General features: G+C 50.0%; 19 protein-coding genes. 16 read left to right on the top strand and 3 right to left on the bottom strand.

Annotated elements, in window-relative coordinates:
* Positions 1–31 precede the first annotated feature (31 nt).
* From ACE5KN_RS10870 to ACE5KN_RS10820, 11 genes are all read left to right on the top strand, one after another.
* The gene (locus ACE5KN_RS10870; protein WP_375526419.1) at positions 32–493 is read left to right on the top strand and encodes a GAF domain-containing protein; all 462 of its coding nucleotides are present in this window, start codon (positions 32–34) and stop codon (positions 491–493) included.
* 35 nt (positions 494–528) lie between these two features.
* Positions 529–1,560, top strand: a complete 1,032-nt coding sequence (locus tag ACE5KN_RS10865) for a sensor histidine kinase (RefSeq protein WP_375526466.1) — start codon at positions 529–531, stop codon at positions 1,558–1,560.
* Positions 1,561–1,566: 6 nt separating this feature from the next.
* A complete protein-coding gene (locus ACE5KN_RS10860; protein ID WP_355326741.1) occupies positions 1,567–2,214 on the top strand; it encodes a response regulator transcription factor in 648 nt (215 codons plus the stop codon).
* A 72-nt stretch (positions 2,215–2,286) separates the two neighbouring features.
* Positions 2,287–3,351 carry a DUF4037 domain-containing protein gene (locus ACE5KN_RS10855; RefSeq protein ID WP_375526418.1) on the top strand — a complete coding sequence of 355 codons (1,065 nt, stop codon included), beginning with the start codon at positions 2,287–2,289 and terminating at the stop codon, positions 3,349–3,351.
* A gap of 245 nt (positions 3,352–3,596) precedes the next feature.
* Positions 3,597–5,114: a nitrate/nitrite transporter gene (locus tag ACE5KN_RS10850; protein WP_375526417.1), complete on the top strand. Its 1,518-nt coding sequence runs from the start codon at positions 3,597–3,599 to the stop codon at positions 5,112–5,114.
* A gap of 209 nt (positions 5,115–5,323) precedes the next feature.
* Positions 5,324–6,340: a GTP 3',8-cyclase MoaA gene (gene moaA / locus ACE5KN_RS10845; protein ID WP_375526416.1), complete on the top strand. Its 1,017-nt coding sequence runs from the start codon at positions 5,324–5,326 to the stop codon at positions 6,338–6,340.
* 148 nt (positions 6,341–6,488) lie between these two features.
* Complete coding sequence (locus ACE5KN_RS10840) at positions 6,489–7,202, top strand: YwiC-like family protein (RefSeq protein ID WP_375526415.1); 714 nt, start codon at positions 6,489–6,491, stop codon at positions 7,200–7,202.
* Positions 7,203–7,229: 27 nt separating this feature from the next.
* A complete protein-coding gene (locus tag ACE5KN_RS10835) occupies positions 7,230–8,357 on the top strand; it encodes a TIGR04053 family radical SAM/SPASM domain-containing protein (protein WP_375526414.1) in 1,128 nt (375 codons plus the stop codon).
* Positions 8,341–9,762 carry a protoporphyrinogen oxidase gene (gene hemG / locus ACE5KN_RS10830; RefSeq protein ID WP_375526413.1) on the top strand — a complete coding sequence of 474 codons (1,422 nt, stop codon included), beginning with the start codon at positions 8,341–8,343 and terminating at the stop codon, positions 9,760–9,762. Before ACE5KN_RS10835 ends, hemG begins: the two co-directional genes overlap by 17 nt.
* A 125-nt stretch (positions 9,763–9,887) precedes the next feature.
* Positions 9,888–10,904, top strand: a complete 1,017-nt coding sequence (locus ACE5KN_RS10825; RefSeq protein WP_375526412.1) for a 2-oxoacid:acceptor oxidoreductase family protein — start codon at positions 9,888–9,890, stop codon at positions 10,902–10,904.
* Positions 10,905–13,205, top strand: a complete 2,301-nt coding sequence (locus ACE5KN_RS10820) for a thiamine pyrophosphate-dependent enzyme (RefSeq protein ID WP_375526411.1) — start codon at positions 10,905–10,907, stop codon at positions 13,203–13,205. It begins immediately after the preceding gene.
* Between the two features lie 46 nt (positions 13,206–13,251).
* On the opposite strand, the gene ACE5KN_RS10815 is transcribed toward ACE5KN_RS10820, so the two are convergent.
* Positions 13,252–13,833 carry a TetR/AcrR family transcriptional regulator gene (locus tag ACE5KN_RS10815; protein ID WP_375526410.1) on the bottom strand — a complete coding sequence of 194 codons (582 nt, stop codon included), beginning with the start codon at positions 13,831–13,833 and terminating at the stop codon, positions 13,252–13,254.
* Between the two features lie 184 nt (positions 13,834–14,017).
* Here ACE5KN_RS10815 and ACE5KN_RS10810 point away from each other — a divergent pair, with 184 nt between their 5' ends.
* Positions 14,018–14,866 carry an enoyl-CoA hydratase/isomerase family protein gene (locus ACE5KN_RS10810; RefSeq protein WP_375526409.1) on the top strand — a complete coding sequence of 283 codons (849 nt, stop codon included), beginning with the start codon at positions 14,018–14,020 and terminating at the stop codon, positions 14,864–14,866.
* A gap of 7 nt (positions 14,867–14,873) precedes the next feature.
* Positions 14,874–15,092, top strand: coding sequence for a MerR family DNA-binding transcriptional regulator (locus ACE5KN_RS10805; RefSeq protein ID WP_375526408.1), 219 nt, complete (start codon positions 14,874–14,876; stop codon positions 15,090–15,092).
* A 208-nt stretch (positions 15,093–15,300) separates the two neighbouring features.
* On the opposite strand, the gene ACE5KN_RS10800 is transcribed toward ACE5KN_RS10805, so the two are convergent.
* Positions 15,301–16,863: an FAD-dependent monooxygenase gene (locus ACE5KN_RS10800; RefSeq protein WP_375526407.1), complete on the bottom strand. Its 1,563-nt coding sequence runs from the start codon at positions 16,861–16,863 to the stop codon at positions 15,301–15,303.
* Between the two features lie 178 nt (positions 16,864–17,041).
* Here ACE5KN_RS10800 and ACE5KN_RS10795 point away from each other — a divergent pair, with 178 nt between their 5' ends.
* Positions 17,042–17,716 carry a TetR/AcrR family transcriptional regulator gene (locus ACE5KN_RS10795; RefSeq protein ID WP_375526406.1) on the top strand — a complete coding sequence of 225 codons (675 nt, stop codon included), beginning with the start codon at positions 17,042–17,044 and terminating at the stop codon, positions 17,714–17,716.
* Between the two features lie 95 nt (positions 17,717–17,811).
* Here the strand turns inward: ACE5KN_RS10795 and hcp are convergent, their stop codons facing one another.
* Positions 17,812–19,497: a hydroxylamine reductase gene (hcp, locus tag ACE5KN_RS10790; RefSeq protein WP_375526405.1), complete on the bottom strand. Its 1,686-nt coding sequence runs from the start codon at positions 19,495–19,497 to the stop codon at positions 17,812–17,814.
* 230 nt (positions 19,498–19,727) lie between these two features.
* On the opposite strand from hcp, the gene ACE5KN_RS10785 reads away from it, so the two are divergent.
* Together ACE5KN_RS10785 and ACE5KN_RS10780 are read left to right on the top strand one after the other, a co-directional pair.
* On the top strand, positions 19,728–20,573 hold the full coding sequence (locus ACE5KN_RS10785) for an AraC family transcriptional regulator (protein WP_375526404.1): 846 nt from the start codon (positions 19,728–19,730) through the stop codon (positions 20,571–20,573).
* 16 nt (positions 20,574–20,589) lie between these two features.
* Positions 20,590–21,531: a YobF C-terminal domain-containing protein gene (locus ACE5KN_RS10780; RefSeq protein WP_375526403.1), complete on the top strand. Its 942-nt coding sequence runs from the start codon at positions 20,590–20,592 to the stop codon at positions 21,529–21,531.
* The last annotated feature ends 54 nt before the right edge of the window (positions 21,532–21,585 follow it).

Here is a 21,585-nt window from a genome sequence, read left to right as displayed (position 1 = left end):
TGGATGAAGATTAAATTAGGAGATTAGGCTGATGAATAATAAGGTGGATTATCAACGGAAGCTTGATCAGGTCCGCGAAGCATTCGGTTACGATTTCATGGCTCTTGCTCTTGTGGAATCCGAGGAGTACCACTATGTGATCAAATGGAAATACGCCTCAGGCAACCTGAATGACCGCTTCCGGCGCATTGTGCTGCAATCCGGCAAGGGGATAGCGGGCATCGTGTTCAAAACGGGGAAGCCGCTGTTAATTCCATCCGTTCATCAACAGTTGGGTTCGGAAAGTCTGTTTAATTACCCTATAGTACAGTCGGAAAAGCTGAGGAGCCTCTGGGCCGTGCCGTTATGGAATGATGCCCGTGTAGCGGGGGTGCTGCTGGGCGGCTTTCGCGGTGAGGAACAGCGCGTAACGGAGGAAATGCTTAAAGCCATGGTGGAATATGCACAGGGCGGGTTCGGAGATTTGAACGGGAAGGAACTGATGGCCAATTGACAGCGCAAGCAGAGACTGGCCAGTTGATTCCGATGATGATGAAGCTGTTTGAAAACAGCATTGAAGCGATCTTCTTTTTTAATAAGGAAGGAAAGACCCTCGCGATGAACCCGGCCGCCGAGAACATTGTCGGTGATGATGTGATCATGCAGCTTTACCAAGGGGCAGATCGGGCTTTGTGCGGCACCTGCCGGGGATACACCAGCGAGACGGAGAATCGTACCTGCCTGGACTGCTTTTTCAGCATGCCGGAAAATGAGGGTTTCTCGTCTTTTCAGGTCTATATGGAAACGAAGGGAAAAGGGGTCGTGCCTTATGCCGCTTCCTTCCATACCGTTGATCGGGAGAATGGCATCCGGGTGTTTATGCTGAGGGATTTGACAAGACAGTTCCAGACCCAGGAAAGATTCTTTCAAAATTCAATGATGAAGCACGTGATTGAAGCGCAGGAGAATGAGCGCAAACGGATCTCCCGTGAGCTGCATGACAGTGTGGCGCAGGAACTGATGAGCGCCGTCGTTGATATGAGGGTGCTCAAATATATGACGAATGATGAGCAGGTGCTCAAAAAAGTGAAGCAAACCGAGGCTTCCATGATGAGGCTGCTTGACGATATCCGCAATCTGTCCGTCGAGCTTCGCCCGGCCGCCCTGGATGATCTGGGGTTGGAGGCCGCCTTCCGCACCTACTTCAAACGAATTGAACAAAGCTACGGGCTTGTCATTGAATTTGTATCCCATCTGTCCCGGAAGCGCTATGGCAGTGAAGTGGAGACCGTTATTTACCGGGTCTGTCAGGAAGCTGTATTAAATGCATTAAAATATGCTCATGTGGACAGTGTGACTGTTACTTTAAGAGAGATCGGCCTTAATCTGCAGCTGATCATTGAAGATGAAGGAGCCGGCTTTGATCTGCAAGGCGAGCCGATCGGAACCGGACTCGGGTTATATGGCATGCAGGAGCGGGCCGAGCTGGTTGGAGGCAGCTTCAGTGTGTTTTCGGAGGTCGGGAAAGGCACAAGGGTTTTTCTGCAGGTTCCGGTCGTCCATGGTGAAGGAGAGGAATAAGACTTGATAAAAATAGTCATTGCGGATGACCATGCGATCGTTCGGAGCGGCTTTTCCATGATCCTGAATTTCCAGGAGGACATGGAGGTCATCGGTGGGGCGGCTGACGGCCTGGAGGCCTATTCCCTGGTGGCAAAGCTGCGGCCGGACGTGCTCATTATGGATCTCAGCATGCCTCCGGGGGAAAGCGGCCTGATCGCCACCGGGAAAATCAAAGAAGAATTCCCGGATACCAAGATTCTGATTCTGACGATGCATGATGATGAGGAATATCTGTTTCATGTGCTCAAAAACGGCGCTTCTGGCTATGTGTTAAAGAATGCGCCGGATGAAGAGCTGCTGCTGGCCATCCGTACCATTTACCGGGGGGAAACCTACATACATCCCAAAATGGCCACCTCGCTGGTGCGGGAATTTTTCAAGAAGGACAAGACGGCTGAACCTGCGGATATGTTCGACCTGCTGTCCAACCGCGAGCTGGAAATCCTGCCGCTGATTGCCAAAGGCTACGGCAACAAGGAAATCGCCGAAATGATCTTTGTGTCGGTAAAGACGGTGGAGGCCCACAAAGCCAAAATCATGGAAAAACTGAACCTGAAAAGCCGTCCCGAGCTGGTTGAGTACGCACTAAAGAAAAAAATGCTGGAGTTCTGATCTAATAAAATAGTAACCGAACCGGGCAAGGATGCGGTAATAAAATTATTTGACGAAACGGGGTGTGATTCTATGACCTTTATCCAAGGACTTGAACTAAGCAAGAGATTTCATTTCGAATTTATAGAACCTATGATTGCTGACCATTTCTCTAATTTAAGTTATACCTCGGCGCTGATTGGTCCAGGAAGCGAAGTACTTGGATATGATACCGAAATGTCAACGGATCACGATTGGGGCCCACGCGTCGTATTGCTCCTTCAGGAAAAGGATATGCACTTAGTAAAAGATATCGTCCAGATCTTGGATATCCATCGTCCACAACATTTTTATGGGTATCCAGTAGATTTAAAGCAGACTGTTATTACTTCAATAGAACAGTTTCTTGTATCTAAACTAGCAATAGATATGGATAAGGGCATTGATCTATTAGACTGGCTTACGTTCCCTTCTCAAATCTTGGCTGAGCTCATTGGAGGAGAAGTTTTTCGTGATGATATGGGGCGTCTTACGACGTTCCGCAAGCATCTGCAGTATTATCCGCATGACATATGGCTATATACCATGGCATCCATCTGGAATCGGATTGGACAGGAAGAACATTTGGTTTTGCGCGCCGGATATGTGGGGGATGAGCTAGGATCGTCCATCATCGGATCAAGAATTGTCAAGGATATTATGAATCTATGTTTTCTAATGGAACGTCAATATGCACCCTACCCGAAATGGTTTGGAACTGCATTTAAGAAGTTAATCTGTGCGGAGGAGTTGATGCCGCTGCTGATGAAAGTTCAATCGTCTAGAACATGGAGAGAGCGCGAAGACGCTTTATGCCAAGCATATGAGTCAATAGCACGAATGCATAATCGTTTGGGTATTACCGAAGCCATGGCAGAACAGGTTTCACCTTTTTTCGACCGTCCATATAAAGTTATTCAGGGAAGTACGTTTGCCGATGCAATCGTAAAGCAAATCACCGACCCAATCATTCGCAAATTATCTCAGATACGTCTTATTGGCGGAATTGATCAAATATCAGATAATACCGATTTCAAATCTATTAATCAATGGAGCTCCGTTAGTCAGTCGGAAGCAAGAAATATCGTTCGTGCTCTTTATGACAAAATTCTGGAATAACTATTCCGCCAAAGGCCGCTCCACTCCCCGATGCACCCTGGAATTCAACGGATCCATAATTGTCGATCCTGTGAATGCCCAGGGTGTTTTTTTGCTTTGCCGGAAAGGAGGGGGCAGTTTTAGGGTTTTCCCATTTTTGCAAAGGGAACTCCCTTATATATGGTCTTTTATTCGCCAGCTAAAATAGGTACAGAAACTGAGGACCACAAGGCTCAGCAAATACAAATAACGAAAAGGTGAGTTCAATGGTTAAAAGACTGCAGTTGCCCTTGCAAACATTAAATCTGGTTGTCGGGTTTATGGTATGGGTCATCATTTCATCCCTTATGCCTTACATTAAAGAGGACATTGGCATTCCCGCCGACAGGCTGGCCATGGTTACCGCCATTCCCGTCGTGCTCGGATCGGTACTGCGGATTCCGCTCGGCTATTATGCCAATATATTCGGGGCGAGAATCATTTTCATGGTCAGCTTCATTTTGCTTCTTTTTCCTGTCTATTACATAAGCGAAGCTTCTTCATACGCGGATCTGATCATTGGCGGGCTATTCCTTGGCATAGGCGGGGCGGTGTTCTCGGTCGGAGTTACTTCACTGCCGAAGTATTACCCGAAGGAGAAGCTAGGCTTCATCAACGGCATTTATGGCATGGGCAACATCGGAACAGCCATCAGCACATTCTCGGCTCCGATTGTGGCAACACAGATCGGCTGGACAGCGGCGGTGAAGCTGTATCTCATTCTTTTGCTCATATTTATCGTGCTAAATCTGATCTTCGGAGACCGGCATGAAACGAAAGTCAAAACGCCGATTGTCGAACAGATTAAAGGTGTTTATAAAAATGAAAAAATGTGGTTTTTCTCCTTGTTTTACTTTATAACGTTCGGCTCGTTTGTCGCATTTACCGTCTACCTGCCGAATTTTCTGGTATCGAATTTCGAGCTGGATAAAGTTGATGCCGGGATGCGCACCGCCGGTTTTATTGCGCTGGCTACCTTTATGCGTCCGGTCGGCGGTTGGCTGGCGGACCGCTTTCAACCGTTATTCCTGCTGATCGGCACATTTGCCACCTATACATTGGCAGCCATTCTCCTCGCCTTTTCGCCTTCGATCGGGCTGTATACAGTGGGGAGTCTGGCCATTGCAGTTTGTGCGGGGATCGGCAATGGAGTCATTTTCAAGCTGGTGCCTTTTTATTTCAACAAGCAGGCCGGGATCGTGAACGGAATTGTGTCCATGATGGGAGGACTGGGCGGTTTCTTCCCGCCGCTCATGCTGTCGGCCATTCACTCGCTTACAGGCCAATATTCCATCGGATTCATGCTGCTGTCCCAGGTGGCCCTAGCCAGCCTGATCATCGTCGTATGGCTCTATTTCCAGGACCGTCTGGCACTCTCGGCTGAGGTATTCGCATCGACCGGACAGGGAATTTTGGTGACGGATGTGACAGGAACCATCAAGGCGGTCAATCCCGCTTTTTCCAAGCTTACCGGTTACAAGGAAGAAGAGGTGATTGGCAAAAATCCGAACATTCTGAAATCCGGCCGACAGCCAAAAGCATTTTACAGTGAAATGTGGCAGGCGATCAAAAATCAAGGCATGTGGCAAGGAGGCATCTGGAACCGCCGCAAAAACGGCGAGGAGTATTTGCAATGGTTGAACATCAGTGCGGTGAAGGACGAGACCGGCGAGGACATCCGTTATGTAGGCACATTCAGCGACATCACCGAGCAGCACCGAAAGGGAAAAGAACTCCATTCATAGCTTACTTAAAGTACATGTTCAAAAAGTCAGGTTTTCAGCACCGAGAAGGTTGGATGAAGCCAGGGACTGAGGAGCGGAGCGTACTTGGGGTACGTGAGCACCGGAAGTCCCGGCTGAATTCAAGATTCGATGTCGAGTCCGCTTCCTGACTTGCTTCGTGATCAAAAGATGACTTTTTGAACTACCTCTAAAAGAAGGAAGGTGGCCGCATGAGATCCCACCCACTGAAAGACAGCCTGCTGCGGCCGATTCGCGATTTGCGCCTGTCGGTAACGGACCGCTGTAATTTCCGCTGCACCTATTGCATGCCAAAAGAAGTGTATGGTTCTGATTTTGCGTTTTTGCCCAAGTGTGAGCTGTTATCGTTCGAGGAGATGGAGCGGCTCATCAGGCTCTTTGTTTCCCTTGGGGTGGAGAAAATCCGGCTTACCGGGGGAGAGCCGCTTATGCGGCCCGGTCTTCCCGGATTTATAAACAGAATCCGGTCCATTGCAGGCGTAGAGGACATCGGTTTAACCACCAATGGCTCGCTGCTCGGCCAGCAGGCGCAGCCTCTTTATAAGGCCGGGCTGCGCCGCCTGAACATCAGCCTCGACGCCCTGGACCCCGGGATTTTCGGCCGGATGAACGGCAGAGGGATGGGCCCCGCACACATTCTGGAGCAGATCGAGTATGCCAGGAAGCTTGGTTTTACGGTCAAAATCAACATGGTTGTACAAAAAGGCGTAAATGACAGCGAGATTTTACCCATGGCAGGTTATTTCAAGGAACGGGGCGTTACGCTCCGTTTTATTGAGTTTATGGATGCAGGGAACGGGAACGGCTGGAGCTATGTTGGTGTGGTAACCAAACAGGAGATACTGGATCTGCTCGGAAATGCTTATGAACTGGAGCCTGTGCAGCAAAGTTATTTCGGAGAGGTGGCACAGCGCTACCGCTACCTGGATGGTTCTGCCGAGATCGGTTTTATCACCTCAGTAAGCGAAGCTTTTTGCTCATCCTGTACCCGGGCCCGCCTGTCTTCCGACGGAAAGCTCTATTCATGCCTTTTTGCAGGCCAAGGTTTTGATCTGCGCAAGCTGCTGCGGTCCGGTGCGGATGATCGGCATATGCTCAATGCGATTGTTGAGGTTTGGGAACGGAGGGCGGACCGGTATTCCGAAGAAAGAACGGAGCAAACCGCCGCAAACCGAAACAAAATCGGCATGTCCTATATAGGCGGATAACAGCTTGGCTGCAGATATGAAACTGTCAACGTCATGACATGCAAGGGATTAAACTGCAAAATCACGTGAAAACCTGCACAATTACAGACGCTTAAAGTGAGCAGCTTGTCTGAAAAAAAGGTCGGCCAGGTGAAAGGAGATTCATGGTATGAACAGGTACATTCCCAAACAGCATGGCGCATGGGTCATGCTCATTCTTCCGTTTTTGACGGGATTGGCAGTCAGTGAACCGCGCAGTATTCACATCTTGCTGTTTGTCTGCTGGCTGGTCCTCTATTTATTCACTTTCCCCGCGCTGCAGTGGATTAAAACGGGCAAAGTGGACCGGTACCGCAAGCCTGCCGTACTATATGGGGCCATATCTCTGCCCTTACTGCTCTTTCTTGTGTGGCATGAGCCCCGGCTCCTCTGGTATGGAGCAATACTGCTGCCTTTTTTTGCCCTGAATGTGTATTATGCCAGAATCAAACAGGAACGCGCCTTATTGAATGACTTTGCCGCTATTCTGCTCTTTTGCTCCTTTATATATCCTGTCGTCTATCTTGGAGGGGGAACGGAGTGGCGGACAGTGAACGAACTGTTTGTGCTGCTGGTGCTCTATTTTGCGGGGACTGCCTTATATGTCAAAACTGTGCTCAGGGAAAAAAACAATCCACGTTACTACTATGCATCTGTGGTTTATCACCTTGTGATTATGCTGGCGGCGGTCTGGATCAAACCGCTGTTGTTTATTCCCTTCCTCATTTTGCTATTGCGGGCAGTATTGCTTCCCGGACATGGGTTGAAAGCAAAGCCGACCGGGATTGCAGAGATGGTGTTTGCGGCTGTCCTGTATGGTTCCTTCCTGCTCTTATTTGTTTAAAATTTTGCTCTATTAGGGGGAAATTGCATGATCGCTTCAGAGTCTGTACGGGATTATCACCAAGACCCGTTTATTGTGATCTGGGAGGTTACGCGGGCGTGTGCCTTAAAATGCCTGCACTGTCGGGCGGAGGCCCAGCACAAGGCTGATCCCTGCCAGCTAACACTTGCAGAGGGCAAAAGGCTGCTGGATCAGATCGCTGAATTGAATCATCCGCTTTGTGTATTTACGGGCGGGGACCCGTTAATGCGTCCCGACCTGTTTGAGCTGGCCAGGTATGCCATTGAAGAGAAAAAGCTGTCATTGTCCATGACACCAAGCGCCACCCCAAAAGTAACGAGAGAAGCGGTCGTGAAGGCAAAGGAGGCGGGCCTGTCCCGCTGGGCATTCAGTCTGGATGGATCATGCGCGGAAGTCCATGACCATTTTCGCGGCACCCGCGGTTCCTTTGCGATGACGATGCGCGGCATCGGTTATTTGCAGGAGACGGGCATTCCCATTCAAATCAATACGACGGTTTCACAATATAATCTGCATGATCTTGCGCAAATTGCGGAGAGAGTCAAGGAAATGCAGGCTGTGCTGTGGAGTGTATTTTTTCTGGTGCCCACCGGCCGCGCTATGGAGAAGGACATGATTTCGCCGGCACAGCATGAAGAGGTTATGAGATGGCTGTACAAGCTGCAGCAGCGGATGCCTTTCGGAATCAAAGCGACGGAAGCTCCCCATTACCGGCGGGTTATTTTGCAGAAGCAGCGCCAGAAGCGCGGTGGTGAGGAGAATAAAGCCGCTGCGGGAGTCCGCAGGGCGACGGATGCGTTGGGACGTGCCCCGAAAGGCGTAAATGACGGAGACGGGTTTGTCTTTATCAGCCATACGGGCGAGGTATATCCAAGCGGCTTTTTACCGCTAGCCTGCGGAAATATACGCGAGAATTCGCTGGTGGATATTTACCGCAGCGCTGCCGTCATGCAGCAGCTTCGGGACAAAGCATTGCTCAAAGGAAAATGCGGAGTTTGCGAATTCAAAATGATCTGCGGCGGCTCCAGAGCGAGAGCTTTTGCATTGACAGGGGACTACCTGGAAAGCGACCCTTACTGTGTGCATATTCCACAAGACTGGAAAGGAGAACGGCTGAATGCAAAGGGCTGTTAAACGGATCGTTGTGCTTGGCGGAGGAATCACGGGGTTAAGCGCGGCGTTTTATCTGCAGAAGCAGGCGGGGGAGCGAGGGATTCCGCTTGAAATCACGCTTATTGAACAAAGCGACAGACTTGGCGGCAAGCTGCATACGGTTTACAGGGACGGATTTATGATCGAAAAAGGACCGGACGCTTTTCTGGCTCGAAAGACCGCTGTTCTGGAGCTGACGGCGGAGCTCGGCATGGAGGCGGATCTGGTCTCAACCCGCCCAAGCGCCAAAACGGCCTGTATTTTGCATAAAGGCAAGCTGCACCCGATGCCGATGGGGTTTATTCTGGGTATTCCAACCAGGATGACCCCTTTCATCCGTACAGGGCTTATCTCCCCCTGGGGCAAAGCAAGAGCGGCCCTGGACCTGATCCTGCCTGCAAGAAAAGGCAGTGAGGACGAGTCGCTTGGCGACTTTATCGAGCGGCGGCTGGGAAAGGAAGTATTGGAGCAGATTACCGAGCCGCTGCTTTCCGGCATCTATGCGGGTGACACCCGCGCATTGAGTCTGCAGTCAACCTTTCCGCAGTTCAGGCAGATGGAGCAGAGACACCGCAGTCTGATTAAAGGCATGGCTCTGGGGGGCGGGCAAAAGTCTTCATCGCTGCAGGGACTGCCGGAGATTGCCAAAAAGAGCATGTTTCTATCCTATAAAAATGGAATGTCTGCTGTGATCGATCGGTTGGAGAAAAGGCTCGACTCTGTGCGGTTTATCATGCGTCAGACCGTTGTCAAAATTCGTAAAGAAGATGAATACCGAATTCACCTGGAAAATGGAGAAACGCTGGGAGCAGATGGGGTGATCTGCGCGGTACCGGCTTTTGCGGCCGCCCAAATATTTGCCGGAGCGGCGGATGTCGGCTGGCTGAATAAAATCAACTATGTCTCCGTGGCCAATATCGGGCTGGCCTACCGGAATGAAGATGTGAATCATGCCTTTGCCGCGTCAGGCTTCCTGGTTCCGCGCAAGGAGGGAAAGAGGATCACCGCCTGCACCTGGTCCTCCGCCAAATGGGCTCATGCCGCTCCCGAAGGCCATACTCTGCTGCGGACATATATCGGTCGGGCCGGCGCGGAGGATTGGGTCCACTGGACTGACGAAGAGCTGGCGGGAGCTGCCCGCAAAGACCTGAAAGACCTGCAGGGCATTGCGGCCGAGCCTGAGCTGGTCGAAATTTCCCGCTGTAATCGTGCAATGCCGCAATACCCGGTCGGCCATATGGAGCAGATGAGGCTGGTAAGGGAGCAACTTGCACGCCATCTGCCAGAAGTGCAGCTATGCGGGGCAGGTTACGGGGGCGTGGGGATTCCGGATTGCATACGGCAGGGAAAGGAAGCGGCAGAGCAATTGCTTGCCGTTGTTGAATAAATCCGGAAAAACGATGGATTGTGAGCACAATCACATTGTTCGAAAAGCGGTATCGTTAAACTTTTAATTACAAGCAGCAACTGCATAAAATGCCATACAATTCATCAAGGAATGAGGAATGCCAATTGTCCATTTTACCTCAGAAAAACAGGTTGGGATTTTATGAAATCCGGCTGGAGTCGATAGGCGGCCTTGGCGCGAACCTGGCGGGAAAAATGCTGGCTGAAGCCGGTGTATCCGGCTCCGGCCTGAATGGGTCGAATTTTTCAAGCTACGGCTCCGAGAAAAAGGGTTCGCCTGTCAAGGCGTTTGTCCGCTTCTGCGATGCGGAGGTGGAGATTCGGGACCACAGCCCGATCGAGCAGCCTCATGTCGTCGGGGTATTCCATGAAGCCCTCTATAAAACCGTGGATGTCTGTGCAGGCTTGCTTCCGGGCGGAACGGTGCTCGTAAATTCCGCACGCGAAGCTGAGCAGGTGGCACAGGACATCAAGCTGACCCGCGGCACGCTGGCCGTTGTGGATGCGTTGAACATTGCCGTGGAAGAGAAAACGAAGGTAAATACGGCCATGCTGGGAGCGCTGTTCCGGATCTGCGGTTTTCTGGATCCGGACAACATGCGGGAGGTCATTCGCCGCACTTTTCAGAAGAAGCTTCCGCACCTGGTGGAATCGAATATCAGAACCTTCAATCGCGGTTATGAGGAAGTTCGTTTCCTCACACTGCAGAGCCAAGCTGAAGAAAGTCAGGACAGGTATATACGGCAGGAGCCTTTGCTTGGTTATTCCACGCAGGAGCCGGGAGGCATTCTTACCGTTACAGCGAGCAGTGTATTGAAGGATTTGAGCGGTTCAAGACAGGGCTTTATTCCAAAGTTCAACAAAGACGACTGCATTAACTGTGCCGCTTGCGATACTGTGTGTCCCGACTTTTGTTTTGTATGGGAGAGAAGGCCGGACAAGCGGGGCAATCCGCAAATGTTCATGGAGGGAATTGACTATCAATACTGCAAAGGCTGCCTGAAATGCGTGGAAGCTTGTCCGACATCCGCGCTAAGCGAGATGCTGGAGGTCCAGCATTATGCCGAGCAGCACCGGGTGCCGCAGAAATTCCCATATCTGACGATGGGGGGAGTACACTAAATGAGCCTGCAAACGAAAGAAATGAATGCAAAATTGGCATCAGCCAATGATCAAAAAACGGTGTTTGAGTCCGGCAATGAGCTGGCCGCCATGGCGGCAGCCCAGATCAACTATCATATTATGGGTTATTTTCCCATCACGCCTTCAACCGAAATTGCCCAATACCTTGATATGATGAAAACACGCGGTGAGCATGATATCCGGCTTATTCCGGCCGACGGCGAGCATGGGTCGGCGGGGATCTGTTACGGTGCGGCGGCGGCCGGCGCGCGTGTACTCAATGCCACCAGCGCGAACGGATTGCTGTATATGATCGAACAGCTGCCTGTACAGGCAGGCACCCGCTTTCCCATGGTAATGAACCTGGTGACAAGGGCGGTCAGCGGTCCGCTTGACATCCGTGGGGACCACTCGGACCTGTACTACGCTTTGAACACGGGGTGGGTGATTCTCACCGCCCGCTCGCCACAGGCTGTCTACGACATGAATATTATGGCGCTGCGCATTGCGGAGCATGAGAAAGTGCAATTGCCGGTCATCGTGGCTTACGACGGTTTTTTCACCTCTCATCAGAAGCGGAGGGTACAGATTTTCAGCGACCGTGAGACTGTGCAGCGTTTTGTGGGAGAAAAACCTTCCGCACAGCCGCACGTGCTGGATCCGGAGCGGCCAATTATAGTCGGCGCATATATGAATGGCGAAGACTTGACGAACAACCATTATCAGCAATCTGAAGCCATTCTGCGCGCTGGTGAAGTTTTCCGCGAGGTGGCTGAAGAATATGCAGCTCTATCGGGAAGAAGTTATGGGGCTCTGGATTTATATCAGATGGAGGATGCCGAGGTGGCATTGTTCCTGCTGAATTCAGCGGCTGAATCCTCCAAGGATGTTGTTGATCGGCTGCGCGCACAGGGGATTAAGGCGGGGCTGATCAGCCCGAATATTTTGCGCCCGTTTCCGGCCGCGGCCGTCCGTGATGCCCTGCGCGGGGTCAAAGCGCTGCTTGTCGGAGAGCGCGCGGATTCCTACGGTGCCAATGGCGCAAATCTCACGCATGAAGTGAAATCGGCGATTCAGGATATTCGCGGGCCGCAGCCTGTCGTGCTTTCCCGCATCTTTGGCTTGGGAGGCAAGGATTTTTATGCGGATGATGCGGAAGCGTTTTTTGCTCTTGCTTTGGACGCCCTGGAGAAAGGGCATGCTGAAAAGCCGTTTGATTACTACGGTCACACACCCGGCAGAGAAGAGCAGAGGCTGGCTCCTGTCATTTCCCCCATGGCGGGAGAACCATTCAAGTCGGGACTGATTACCGTCAAGATGAACGAGGAAACCGGGAAGCTTGCAGTTAAAATCCCGCCAATGCGATCATTAACGGCCAAGCCGAAGCGGATCGCTTCGGGACACGGAGCTTGCCCGGGCTGCGGCATTTTCCCTGGCCTGGAGCTGTTTTTCAAGGGAATTGAGGGCAACGTTGTGACCCTGTTCCACACTGGCTGTGCGTATATCACGACAACAGGTTATCCCTATAATTCTCATAAACAGAGCTTCATTCATAATCTGTTTCAGAACGGGCCGGCCACGCTGTCGGGTACGGTAGAAGCTTTCTTGGAACAGAGACGGCGCGGGGAATTGGATGTGCCGGACGATTTCACGTTTGTCATGATCACCGGTGACGGGGGCATGGACATTGGCATGGGATCGGCAATCGGTACGGCGCTGCGCAATCATAAAATGATCATTCTTGAATATGACAATGAAGGATATATGAATACCGGAGCACAGCTGTCCTATTCAACTCCGCTGGGGCATATGACCAGCACTTCCGGGGTAGGCAAGAAACAGCAGGGCAAGCCATACCAGCACAAGGATACGGCTCAGATTATGGCGGCCACCCACATTCCTTATGTGTTCACGGGAACCGAGGCGTTTCCGCAGGATTTGGTGAAGAAGGCGGCCAAGGCCCAGTGGTATGCCCAAAACGAAGGAATGGTGTATGGCAAGCTGCTGATTACTTGCCCCCTGAACTGGAAATCGGAGGATAAGGAAGGGGAGAGCATCGTTCGGGCAGCGGTAGATTCCTGTTTCTTCCCCCTTTACGAAGTGGAACGCGGGGAGACGAACATCACGTACAATCCTGAAGACAAAAATAAGCGTGTGCCGCTCACCGATTGGCTCAAGTACATGGGCAAGTCCAGGCATTTGCTGAAGGAAGAAAATAAAGAGCTGCTGACGGAATTTGAACGGGAGGTCGAACGCCGCTGGTCTATTCTGAAGGCCAAGCATGAGAATCCTTTATTATAAGATCTTGTAGGGGATCCTTGAGTTGTTCATCCGTGGCTCTGATTGATTAGTGTGTAAAAACTTCATTTTTTACTAGAAGGTGATACACTTGTTGTGCCATCAATGGTGGGGCATGCAATAAATCGTTCCGAATCCACCACTCCATGGTGCCAACCAAGGCGGAGGCCAAATATTGAGTAACCAGTTCACTGTCTATTTCCTTGTTTATCCTCTGCAGGTTCATCTGAGTTTGAACCGTAGATTTACTGATTTTAAGCAGGGAATTACGAAAGGAAGCTGTTTTGTCAAATAAAATACGTGAAAAAAAGTGATGGTGATCCTTAATATAATCAAATAAGGAAGTTAAAGCTGCGATGGCTTCATCTTTACTTGTTATTTTTTCCTGGGTCGTCTTACTGAAAGCACAAGAAATAAACATTTTGTTTAGAATATCTTCGACACATTGATCAAAAATATCATATTTATCCATATAGTGAAGATAAATGGTGGCTCTATTTACATTTGCGCGATCTGCAATATCGTTGATCGTAATTCGCTCAAATTCTTTTTCTAGAAAAAGCTCCTGAAAGGCATTTAATATGGCCTCTTTTGTTCTTACAATTCTTCTATCCGTTTTTGAGTTGGACATTTTTTCGCCTCCTTGCCTATTAATAAAATAGACAATTTACTTGCATATGTTGCATATCCAATAAAAACATGCAAACTAACGATTGAACGAAGAGTGGGCCAATTTATAATTGTAGTCAACGGCCGACATTAAATTAATGATGATCTCAACTGCTGTCGACAGCGAGACTAAAGGAGACCTATATATGAATTACGCAAATTATAGTTCGATATCTGTTGCATGTAAAGGTGGAGTGATGTGGGTCACTATTGATCATCCTCCGCTTAATGTTCTTGATGCTGTACTCATGCCTGAACTTGATGACCTGGCAGTTAAGGTCGCAAAGGACGAGAGTATTCAGGTTATCGTGTTTCAAAGCGCAGATCCTGACTTCTTTTTGGTGCATGGGGATATGAAATTGGCCAACGACCCAGAGGCGCTTAGCAAAATGATTAATCAGAGCCTTGAAGATGTTGGAAATGAACCGCTTAATCAAATGTTGCAATTGCATGAGCGCATTCGTGCGCTTCCACAACTAACAATTGGTAAAATCGCAGGTCTTGCTCGAGGAGGCGGTGCTGAATTCCTGTCAGCGCTGGATATGCGTTTTGCGGCAATCGGAAAGGCAGGCCTGGCTCAAATGGAAACGCTTGTCGGATTGATTCCGGGCGCCGGCGGCATCGCTTACCTGCCGCAACTGGTCGGACGATCCCGTGCATTGGAGATTATCACTGGGGCTGCACTTTTTGGCGCTGAGGAAGCAGAGCAATATGGATGGGTGAACAAGGCTCTTCCTGCCAATGAACTGGATGATTATGTAGAAGAATTAGTACGTAATATTAGTAAACGGGCGCCAGGAGTAGTACGGGCGATTAAACAAGCCATTGATGTGAGTACACCAGATCTCAGCGAGTCTTTGAAATTCAGCAACAGGCTTCTCGGTGAGATTATTGCAAGGCCCAAGACGCATGAATTGGCACAAGCAGCATTGGCTGCGGGGATACAAACCCGCGAGGTTGAAATGAATCTCGAAAAATATTTAGCCGATATTTGAGTCATGTGTGGAGAGTTTTCCCAACTTCGGCGTAGAGTTCGCTGATCTGCTGTTCGTAATCTTGCTTCATTTGGAGCTGTCCAATGTAACGATCAAGATGCTTCATCATTATCACAATAACGGGCTATTACTGCCTTACAAAGTCAATGAGTCCGGTTACAGGCTTGCACAGCATGAAAGAGCTGGAACGTTTACAGGAGATTTTGTTTATATGAAGGGATATTAATGCTGACAAAACGGCATGAGATAGGTCTGCTCCAAAAGTGTTCGCATGACATGGAAACATCCCAATTTACAACACAAAAGGACCTCAAATTCCACTGTATAGTGGAGACTGAGGTCCTTTTTTTGTGGAAAATAGGATCATTTCCTGTTCGTATCTTTCAAGGCAACAATCTGACCGTTAGGGTCGGATTGTCGTCAGGGCATTATAGTCAGCTTTTGGGCAAAAGGGGAAGCAAGTAGTCCAAAAGCGATTTGGTATCTCCAATCAAAGCGCGCATCGCTACGTATCCGTCCGGCCGAATCAATACGAGTTCGTTATTTTTCGCAGCGTAGGCGCGGTGCGCGTTCCCCTCGTGATCCAGGATGGCGTCCGCGTCCTGTAGTTGCGTTCGTACGATTCGGTGAACATGAAGTTGGCTGTTGTCGATATCCGGCAGCGACTTACTGCCGTCGACAAAGGCGAGAAGAGTCCAGTGCGGCCCGCGCAGCAAATCAAAGACGCTTCCTTCAAAGGTCCTTCCTTGAAGGCCGTTTGCCTCAGGCGCCCGATCTCCGGGCAGGGGACCCTTTTCAGGGGAATCGGTTGCAGCTCGTGAGAGAGAGCTGAACCGATAGGAGACAAGAAGTCCGGTTGTCAAATCATCGGAAATCGTGCTCAGCGATTTCGACAGTTTCCCCGTGTCTGTATCGCTGCCCATCACAGCGCCTATCTTCGCGGTGCTGTCCTCCAGAACAGCACGGGCGACAGGGCGGCGCTCCTCGTCATACGTATCGAGCAACGCCGCATCCGCACCGCGCAGTACGGCTGCCAGCTTCCACCCCAGGTTGTAAGAGTCCTGCATCCCTGTATTCATGCCTTGACCGCCTGCTGGCGAATGCACATGGGCCGCATCGCCGGCAAGAAAAACCCGTCCTTTGCGGTAATGTTCGACCATGCGCACGTTGACCCGGTAGATGGACAACCAAGAGGCATCAGTAACTCGGACTCGTCCCGCTCCGGCCCGGCGGTCGAGCATAGCTTGATAAAGCTCAAGTGACGGCTGCTCCGGCTCTTCGATCTCGTCCGAAATCGTGGCTTGCAACTGAAAGAGATCGCTATTCGGAAGGGGGGTAAGTCCAAACATGCCTTCCTTCGACACCCAGATATGAATGTGATCGCGATCCAGGCCTTCCAAGCGAAGGTCTCCCAAGTACCATCGTTTATTTTCATAGGTGTCCCCAACGAGGGACAAGTTCAGGAGCTTGCGAATGGGGCTCTTGCCGCCGTCCGCGCCAACGGCATAGCGTGCTCGGATTTGCCGGGTTCCTTCCGCTGTTTCCACAGTCACGGTGACCCCATCCTCATCTTGGCTCAGATCAACGGCTGTAGATCCAAGTTCGACTTGACCACCGAACTTGGCATACTGTTCACGCAGAGCTGCTTCCACATCAAATTGGGCAATCCAGAGCGGATCAGGGTAAGGTGACCCGAGATTCTCGCTCGCGGGGACCGTAATACTTGACTTGTCCAAGAATGAACCATCCGCATTGTAGTAACGAACTGGAAGATCAACCACCCCATTCCGAACAATGCTGTCCACGACCCCCAGATCGTCCAAGACTTCGAGGGCACGGGGTTGGATGGCTTTGGCCTTGGATGCTGTATTAAAGGAAGTGGAGCGCTCGATGATTCGATGAGAGATGCCATGACGTGCCAGATCGCAGGCCAGCGTAAGTCCCGTTGGACCTGCTCCGATAATAAGAACATCAATGGTTGGTGAAGTGGAATTCATGATAGTTGCCTCCTTGTAAGTTCGGGATAAAAATATACTACACCGTACAGTGTAGTTTGTAAAGTGAAAAAAATTCGATACCTCCTATCCAATTGTGATGGAGTTGCTATGAAACGAAATACATTTTATACTCAACCGTATAGTGTAATATATATAGAGTTTTCCTGATCAAGCTGAAATGTTTTGGGAATTAAAGTCCGGGGGTAAAGGTATGACAGACAATTTAACGAATAAACCACGGCGCGAAAGCACCATCCGTAAACGCGCCGACATTCTCGCGGCAGCGCGACAGTTGTTCCTGACGGAAGGATTCAACCAATCAAGCGTCGACGCAGTGGCAGCGCAGGCGAACGTGTCCAAGCGGACGGTCTACGATTATTTCGGCGATAAACGGTCGCTGCTGCTTGTCGTCGTTGAGGAGACGTGGCAAGCGATTATGGCTTCGATAGAACAGGCCATAGAACACAACCTTCAGGAAGTCTCCGATCTTGAGCAAGCGCTTATCGCGTTCTGCGAGCAAATTATGACGTCAACCATCGGGTCCGCCGATTATGCTGCTCTTCTGCGGCTTGTGAGGACGGAAGCAGAGCACTTGCCGGATTCGATGTATGACCAAATGGACCGGATGTCGGAGGAAGAGCTCGCCAGGCGCTTGGCCGAATTCGGGCAGCGCGGATGGTTGACGGTGCCGGATGCCCAGCTTGCCGCGAAACATTTCGCTGCTCTGACATTTATGTTGGTTTTGAGTTATCCGGGACAGGAACGTCAAGAGGAAGATAGCCGGAGCCAGCGGCTCATTGTCGAAGGGGTTCGTGCCTTCCTTCGCGCCTATGCGCCTGAACATCGGGAATGAACCTGCAAGGGGCTGACCCCAAAATCTTCGAATGACGACATGGGAACATCCTAAAAATCCCCTCTGGACGAGAGTTTAGTCCAGAGGGGATTTTTTCAAGCGCCAAGGAATATTTTCATGTCATCCTCAACGTTTGTTATACCGCCGATTCCGAAGTTTTCCACCAAAACCTTGGCGACATTGGGGGAGAGGAAAGCGGGCAGTGTAGGGCCAAGATGAATATTCTTCACGCCAAGATGCAGCAGGGCAAGCAGGACGATAACCGCCTTCTGTTCATACCAGGCAATGTTATAGGAGATTGGCAGCTCGTTAATATCGTCAAGCCCGAATACCTCTTTCAGCTTCATGGCGATCACGGCGAGTGAATAAGAGTCATTACATTGTCCAGCGTCCAGTACGCGGGGGATGCCGCCAATTTCACCAAGGTCAAGCTTATTGTATTTATATTTGGCGCAGCCTGCAGTCAAAATAACAGTATCGCGCGGAAGCTGCTCGGCAAAATCGGTATAGTAGCTGCGTGATTTCATGCGTCCGTCACAGCCTGCCATGACAAAAAATCTTTTGATGGCTCCTGTCTTGACCGCTTCTACCACCTGGTCGGCGACGCTCATAACGGCCTCATGGGCGAAACCGCCGATGATTTCCCCCGTCTCAAGCTCTGTCGGAGGCAGACAGCGTTTGGCCTGCTCAATCAAAAGCGAGAAATCCTTAGGCTGGCCATTCTCCCCTTCCGGGATATGGTGAACTCCCGGATATCCGGTGTTTCCTGTTGTATAAATACGGTCGATATAGCTCTTTCTGGGGGGAACAATGCAGTTGGTTGTCATTAAAATGGGACCGTTGAAGGCCTCGAATTCTGCATTCTGCTTCCACCACGCATTGCCGTAGTTGCCTACGAAATGATCATATTTCTTGAAAGCAGGGTAGTAGTGGGCGGGAAGCATCTCGCTGTGGGTGTATACGTCGATACCCGTACCCTCGGTTTGTTTCAGCAGTTCTTCCATGTCCTTCAAATCATGTCCGCTAATCAGAATGCCCGGGCGATTCCGCACTCCAATATTCACCTTTGTTATTTCCGGATGGCCATAGGTGCTGGTATTGGCCTCATCGAGCAGGGCCATGACCTTCACGCCGAATTTGCCGGCCTCCATGTTCAAGCTGATCAGATCGGCTGCGTCCAGGGTGTTGTCAAGTGTCGCAGCAAGCGCCCGGCGCATGAACAGGTCAACTTCCTTGTCCGTGTAATTCAGCTGCCATGCATGATAGGTGTAGGCGGCCATGCCTTTCAGCCCGTAGGTCAGAAGCTCGCGCAGAGAACGGATGTCTTCATTGGTTGTAGAGAGAACACCGACCTGCCGGGCTTTGGCATCAAAATCCTGCTCGCTGTCAGCTTGCCATATGGCCGCATCAGGGAGAGCCGTGGCTGCATCCGGAAACTGCTCATTCCGGTATGTAAACACCTTTTGCCGGAGAATCAGCGCTTCCCGAATTTTGTCTACAAAGATCGCCCGGTCGAAGTTTGCATTCGTAATCGTGGCAAATAAGGAATCCGTGATAAACAGGGAGACACGGTGATCCAGCTCCTCCGGAAGCCGTACATCCAGGCTGAGAAAGGAGATTCCTTTCAGCAGGTAGACAAGCAAATCCTGCAGGTTGGCCACATCATGCGGCTTGCCGCAAACCCCGGCCACCGTACAGCCTGTGCCCTTGGAAGCCTCCTGGCACTGGAAACAGAACATGGACGGCTGGCTGGTTAATCGGTCCGTTTCGTTATGAATCATAAGTAAATACCTCCCGGATCAGATTGAATGAATGACGGTTAGTGGTTGGTTTCTTTACTGACATAGGAAGCATAACCCATGGTAAAGCGAGGTCTTGTGATTCGAATCACAACTTTTCAGACCTATTTGTTTTTATACAGACCGCAATTCAAATCAAATGTAAATATAATTAAAAAGGTATAATGAACTCATCAAGGGCCGTTAAAAGCTTGACAGCAGGGAGGCGCAGGATGAATTTATATGAAAGCAGTATCTTAAACGCCGTTGCATATATGGAAGAACGGATGGACAAGGAGATTACTTTAGATGAAATTGCAAGTGTGGCGGCTTTTTCGAAGTTTCACTTTACACGTTTATTTAAGAGCATCGCAAGGGAAAGCATCAGCGAGTATATCCGAAAGCGGAGGCTTACTTTGGCTGCAAGGGCACTCATCGAAACCGATGCACCTATTCTGGAACTGAGCCTTTGCTTCGGCTACAGTTCCCAGGAGGCTTTTACACGTGCGTTCAAGAGCTACATAGGGATGTCGCCCCAGAGCTATCGCCAAAAGGGCAGTCATCATCACAATTTGTACAAAGAAAGCTTAACGGATACACTTGCCAAATTAACAAAGCAGGAGTCGACCTGTAGAGTAAGAATAATTGAGCAGCCTTCCTTCTTGATCGGAGGCATTGCTTTGGGGGAAATGTTAAGCAATCATGCGATCTCCAGATTGTGGAATCGTTTTTATGAGGGACTCGCAAAATGCGGTATTGATCCGGAAACAGCCGTGTGTTATGGCTATGAGAGTCTGGATGACGATGACAGCAGCTATTATGTCGCCGGCATTCCAGTGCCTTCACTGGAGCAGCTGCCGGATGGATGGACGGGCATCCATGTTCCTGAGCACAAGTATGCTGCATTTGAGCTGGACAATATCATTGAGCATATCCCGTATGTGCTGGAGGAAATTTATAAAAATCAGCTTCCAGCTATGAACTTGAAGCCTGTCTCAAATTTCAGCCTGGAGTTTTATGACGAAAATTATTCGACAAATGACAAAAACAAACAGCATTCAAATTTTAATTCCTGTTGAATAGGAGGAAAAAAATATGTATATCGGCAATGGAGCTTATTGTTATGCAAACTCGGCAAGCATGTTCATTAGAGAAACAGGTGAAGGCGTGCCGCCTTATTTGCTGGAGGTGCTGTCTGGTGTTGGCCTTGGAGCTACCTTATACGAAAGCGGCAGTTTATTTCTGCATAACAATACGGCCGATCCGGATGTTGGCATCTCGAAAGCCATGTCTATTTTAGGCTACTCTTTTATAGAAAATTTTTCTGATCAGGAAGCAGAATGCCCCCTAAACGAATTAAGAAAGGTGCTTGAGACTTCACCCGCCATTCTCGGGCCTTTGGATATGGGGTACCTGACGTATTCCCCGAATCACCGGTTTTTACTGGGCGCTGATCATTACATTTTGGCTTACCGTATGGATGAGCATTTTATCTATGTTCACGACCCGGCTGGCTTTCCGCACGTAAGGCTGCCGCTTGAACAGCTTCAGCTGGCCTGGAAAGCGGAAAAGCTTCCGTATGGCCGGGGAAGCTACCAATATTGGCATTCCCTTACGAGAATCCACCAGCCGAGCGAGGATGAAATTTATGATAAGGCAATGGACTTTTTTCAACACCTGTACAAAGAGACAGGCAAGATTGGTGCCACAATTGGAGCGAAAACGGGAAAAGAAGCGATAGAAGCCTTTAGTGAAAAACTGCAAAACCAAGAAATGTCGGAGGATGCTGCGGCAAACCTGAAATATTTCGTTTTTCAGCTGGGAGCGAGAAGAGCGGGGGATTACGCAAGGTTCTTTAAGGAAAAAAATCCGGAGCTTGCTAAATTAAAGATGAAACAATCCGTAATTCTTGGCCTGTGCCACTCCCTTACGGTAGAAGAAAATTGGTTGGAGCTCTCATCAGTGCTGAGAGATTTCGCCGTAATAGAAGAAGAGTTCGAAAGCAAATTGCTGTCGCATCAGGTCGCGAAAAAATAATCAGATGGTTCGACCGAAAGCTGCGTCATCTGGGGTGTAGATTCCCTGTAAGCT

It is taken from the genome of Paenibacillus terreus, from assembly GCF_042138595.1.
Classification (GTDB): domain Bacteria; phylum Bacillota; class Bacilli; order Paenibacillales; family Paenibacillaceae; genus Paenibacillus; species Paenibacillus terreus.
The sequence above is the reverse complement of the archived record's forward strand: the minus strand, read 5'-3'. Positions and strand labels throughout refer to the sequence as shown.

What these genes read in the sequence shown, in the direction of transcription:
- ACE5KN_RS10850 (WP_375526417.1), top strand. Translation starts at nt 3,597, where the DNA reads ATGGTTAAAAGACTGCAGTTGCCCTTGCAAACATTAAATCTGGTTGTC.
- ACE5KN_RS10780 (WP_375526403.1), top strand. Translation starts at nt 20,590, where the DNA reads ATGTATATCGGCAATGGAGCTTATTGTTATGCAAACTCGGCAAGCATG.
- hemG (WP_375526413.1), top strand. Translation starts at nt 8,341, where the DNA reads ATGCAAAGGGCTGTTAAACGGATCGTTGTGCTTGGCGGAGGAATCACG.
- ACE5KN_RS10840 (WP_375526415.1), top strand. Translation starts at nt 6,489, where the DNA reads ATGAACAGGTACATTCCCAAACAGCATGGCGCATGGGTCATGCTCATT.
- ACE5KN_RS10785 (WP_375526404.1), top strand. Translation starts at nt 19,728, where the DNA reads ATGAATTTATATGAAAGCAGTATCTTAAACGCCGTTGCATATATGGAA.
- ACE5KN_RS10795 (WP_375526406.1), top strand. Translation starts at nt 17,042, where the DNA reads ATGTTTTGGGAATTAAAGTCCGGGGGTAAAGGTATGACAGACAATTTA.
- ACE5KN_RS10820 (WP_375526411.1), top strand. Translation starts at nt 10,905, where the DNA reads ATGAGCCTGCAAACGAAAGAAATGAATGCAAAATTGGCATCAGCCAAT.
- ACE5KN_RS10865 (WP_375526466.1), top strand. Translation starts at nt 529, where the DNA reads ATGATGAAGCTGTTTGAAAACAGCATTGAAGCGATCTTCTTTTTTAAT.
- ACE5KN_RS10870 (WP_375526419.1), top strand. Translation starts at nt 32, where the DNA reads ATGAATAATAAGGTGGATTATCAACGGAAGCTTGATCAGGTCCGCGAA.
- hcp (WP_375526405.1), bottom strand. Translation starts at nt 19,497, where the DNA reads ATGATTCATAACGAAACGGACCGATTAACCAGCCAGCCGTCCATGTTC.
- ACE5KN_RS10800 (WP_375526407.1), bottom strand. Translation starts at nt 16,863, where the DNA reads ATGAATTCCACTTCACCAACCATTGATGTTCTTATTATCGGAGCAGGT.
- ACE5KN_RS10835 (WP_375526414.1), top strand. Translation starts at nt 7,230, where the DNA reads ATGATCGCTTCAGAGTCTGTACGGGATTATCACCAAGACCCGTTTATT.
- moaA (WP_375526416.1), top strand. Translation starts at nt 5,324, where the DNA reads ATGAGATCCCACCCACTGAAAGACAGCCTGCTGCGGCCGATTCGCGAT.
- ACE5KN_RS10815 (WP_375526410.1), bottom strand. Translation starts at nt 13,833, where the DNA reads ATGTCCAACTCAAAAACGGATAGAAGAATTGTAAGAACAAAAGAGGCC.
- ACE5KN_RS10855 (WP_375526418.1), top strand. Translation starts at nt 2,287, where the DNA reads ATGACCTTTATCCAAGGACTTGAACTAAGCAAGAGATTTCATTTCGAA.
- ACE5KN_RS10810 (WP_375526409.1), top strand. Translation starts at nt 14,018, where the DNA reads ATGAATTACGCAAATTATAGTTCGATATCTGTTGCATGTAAAGGTGGA.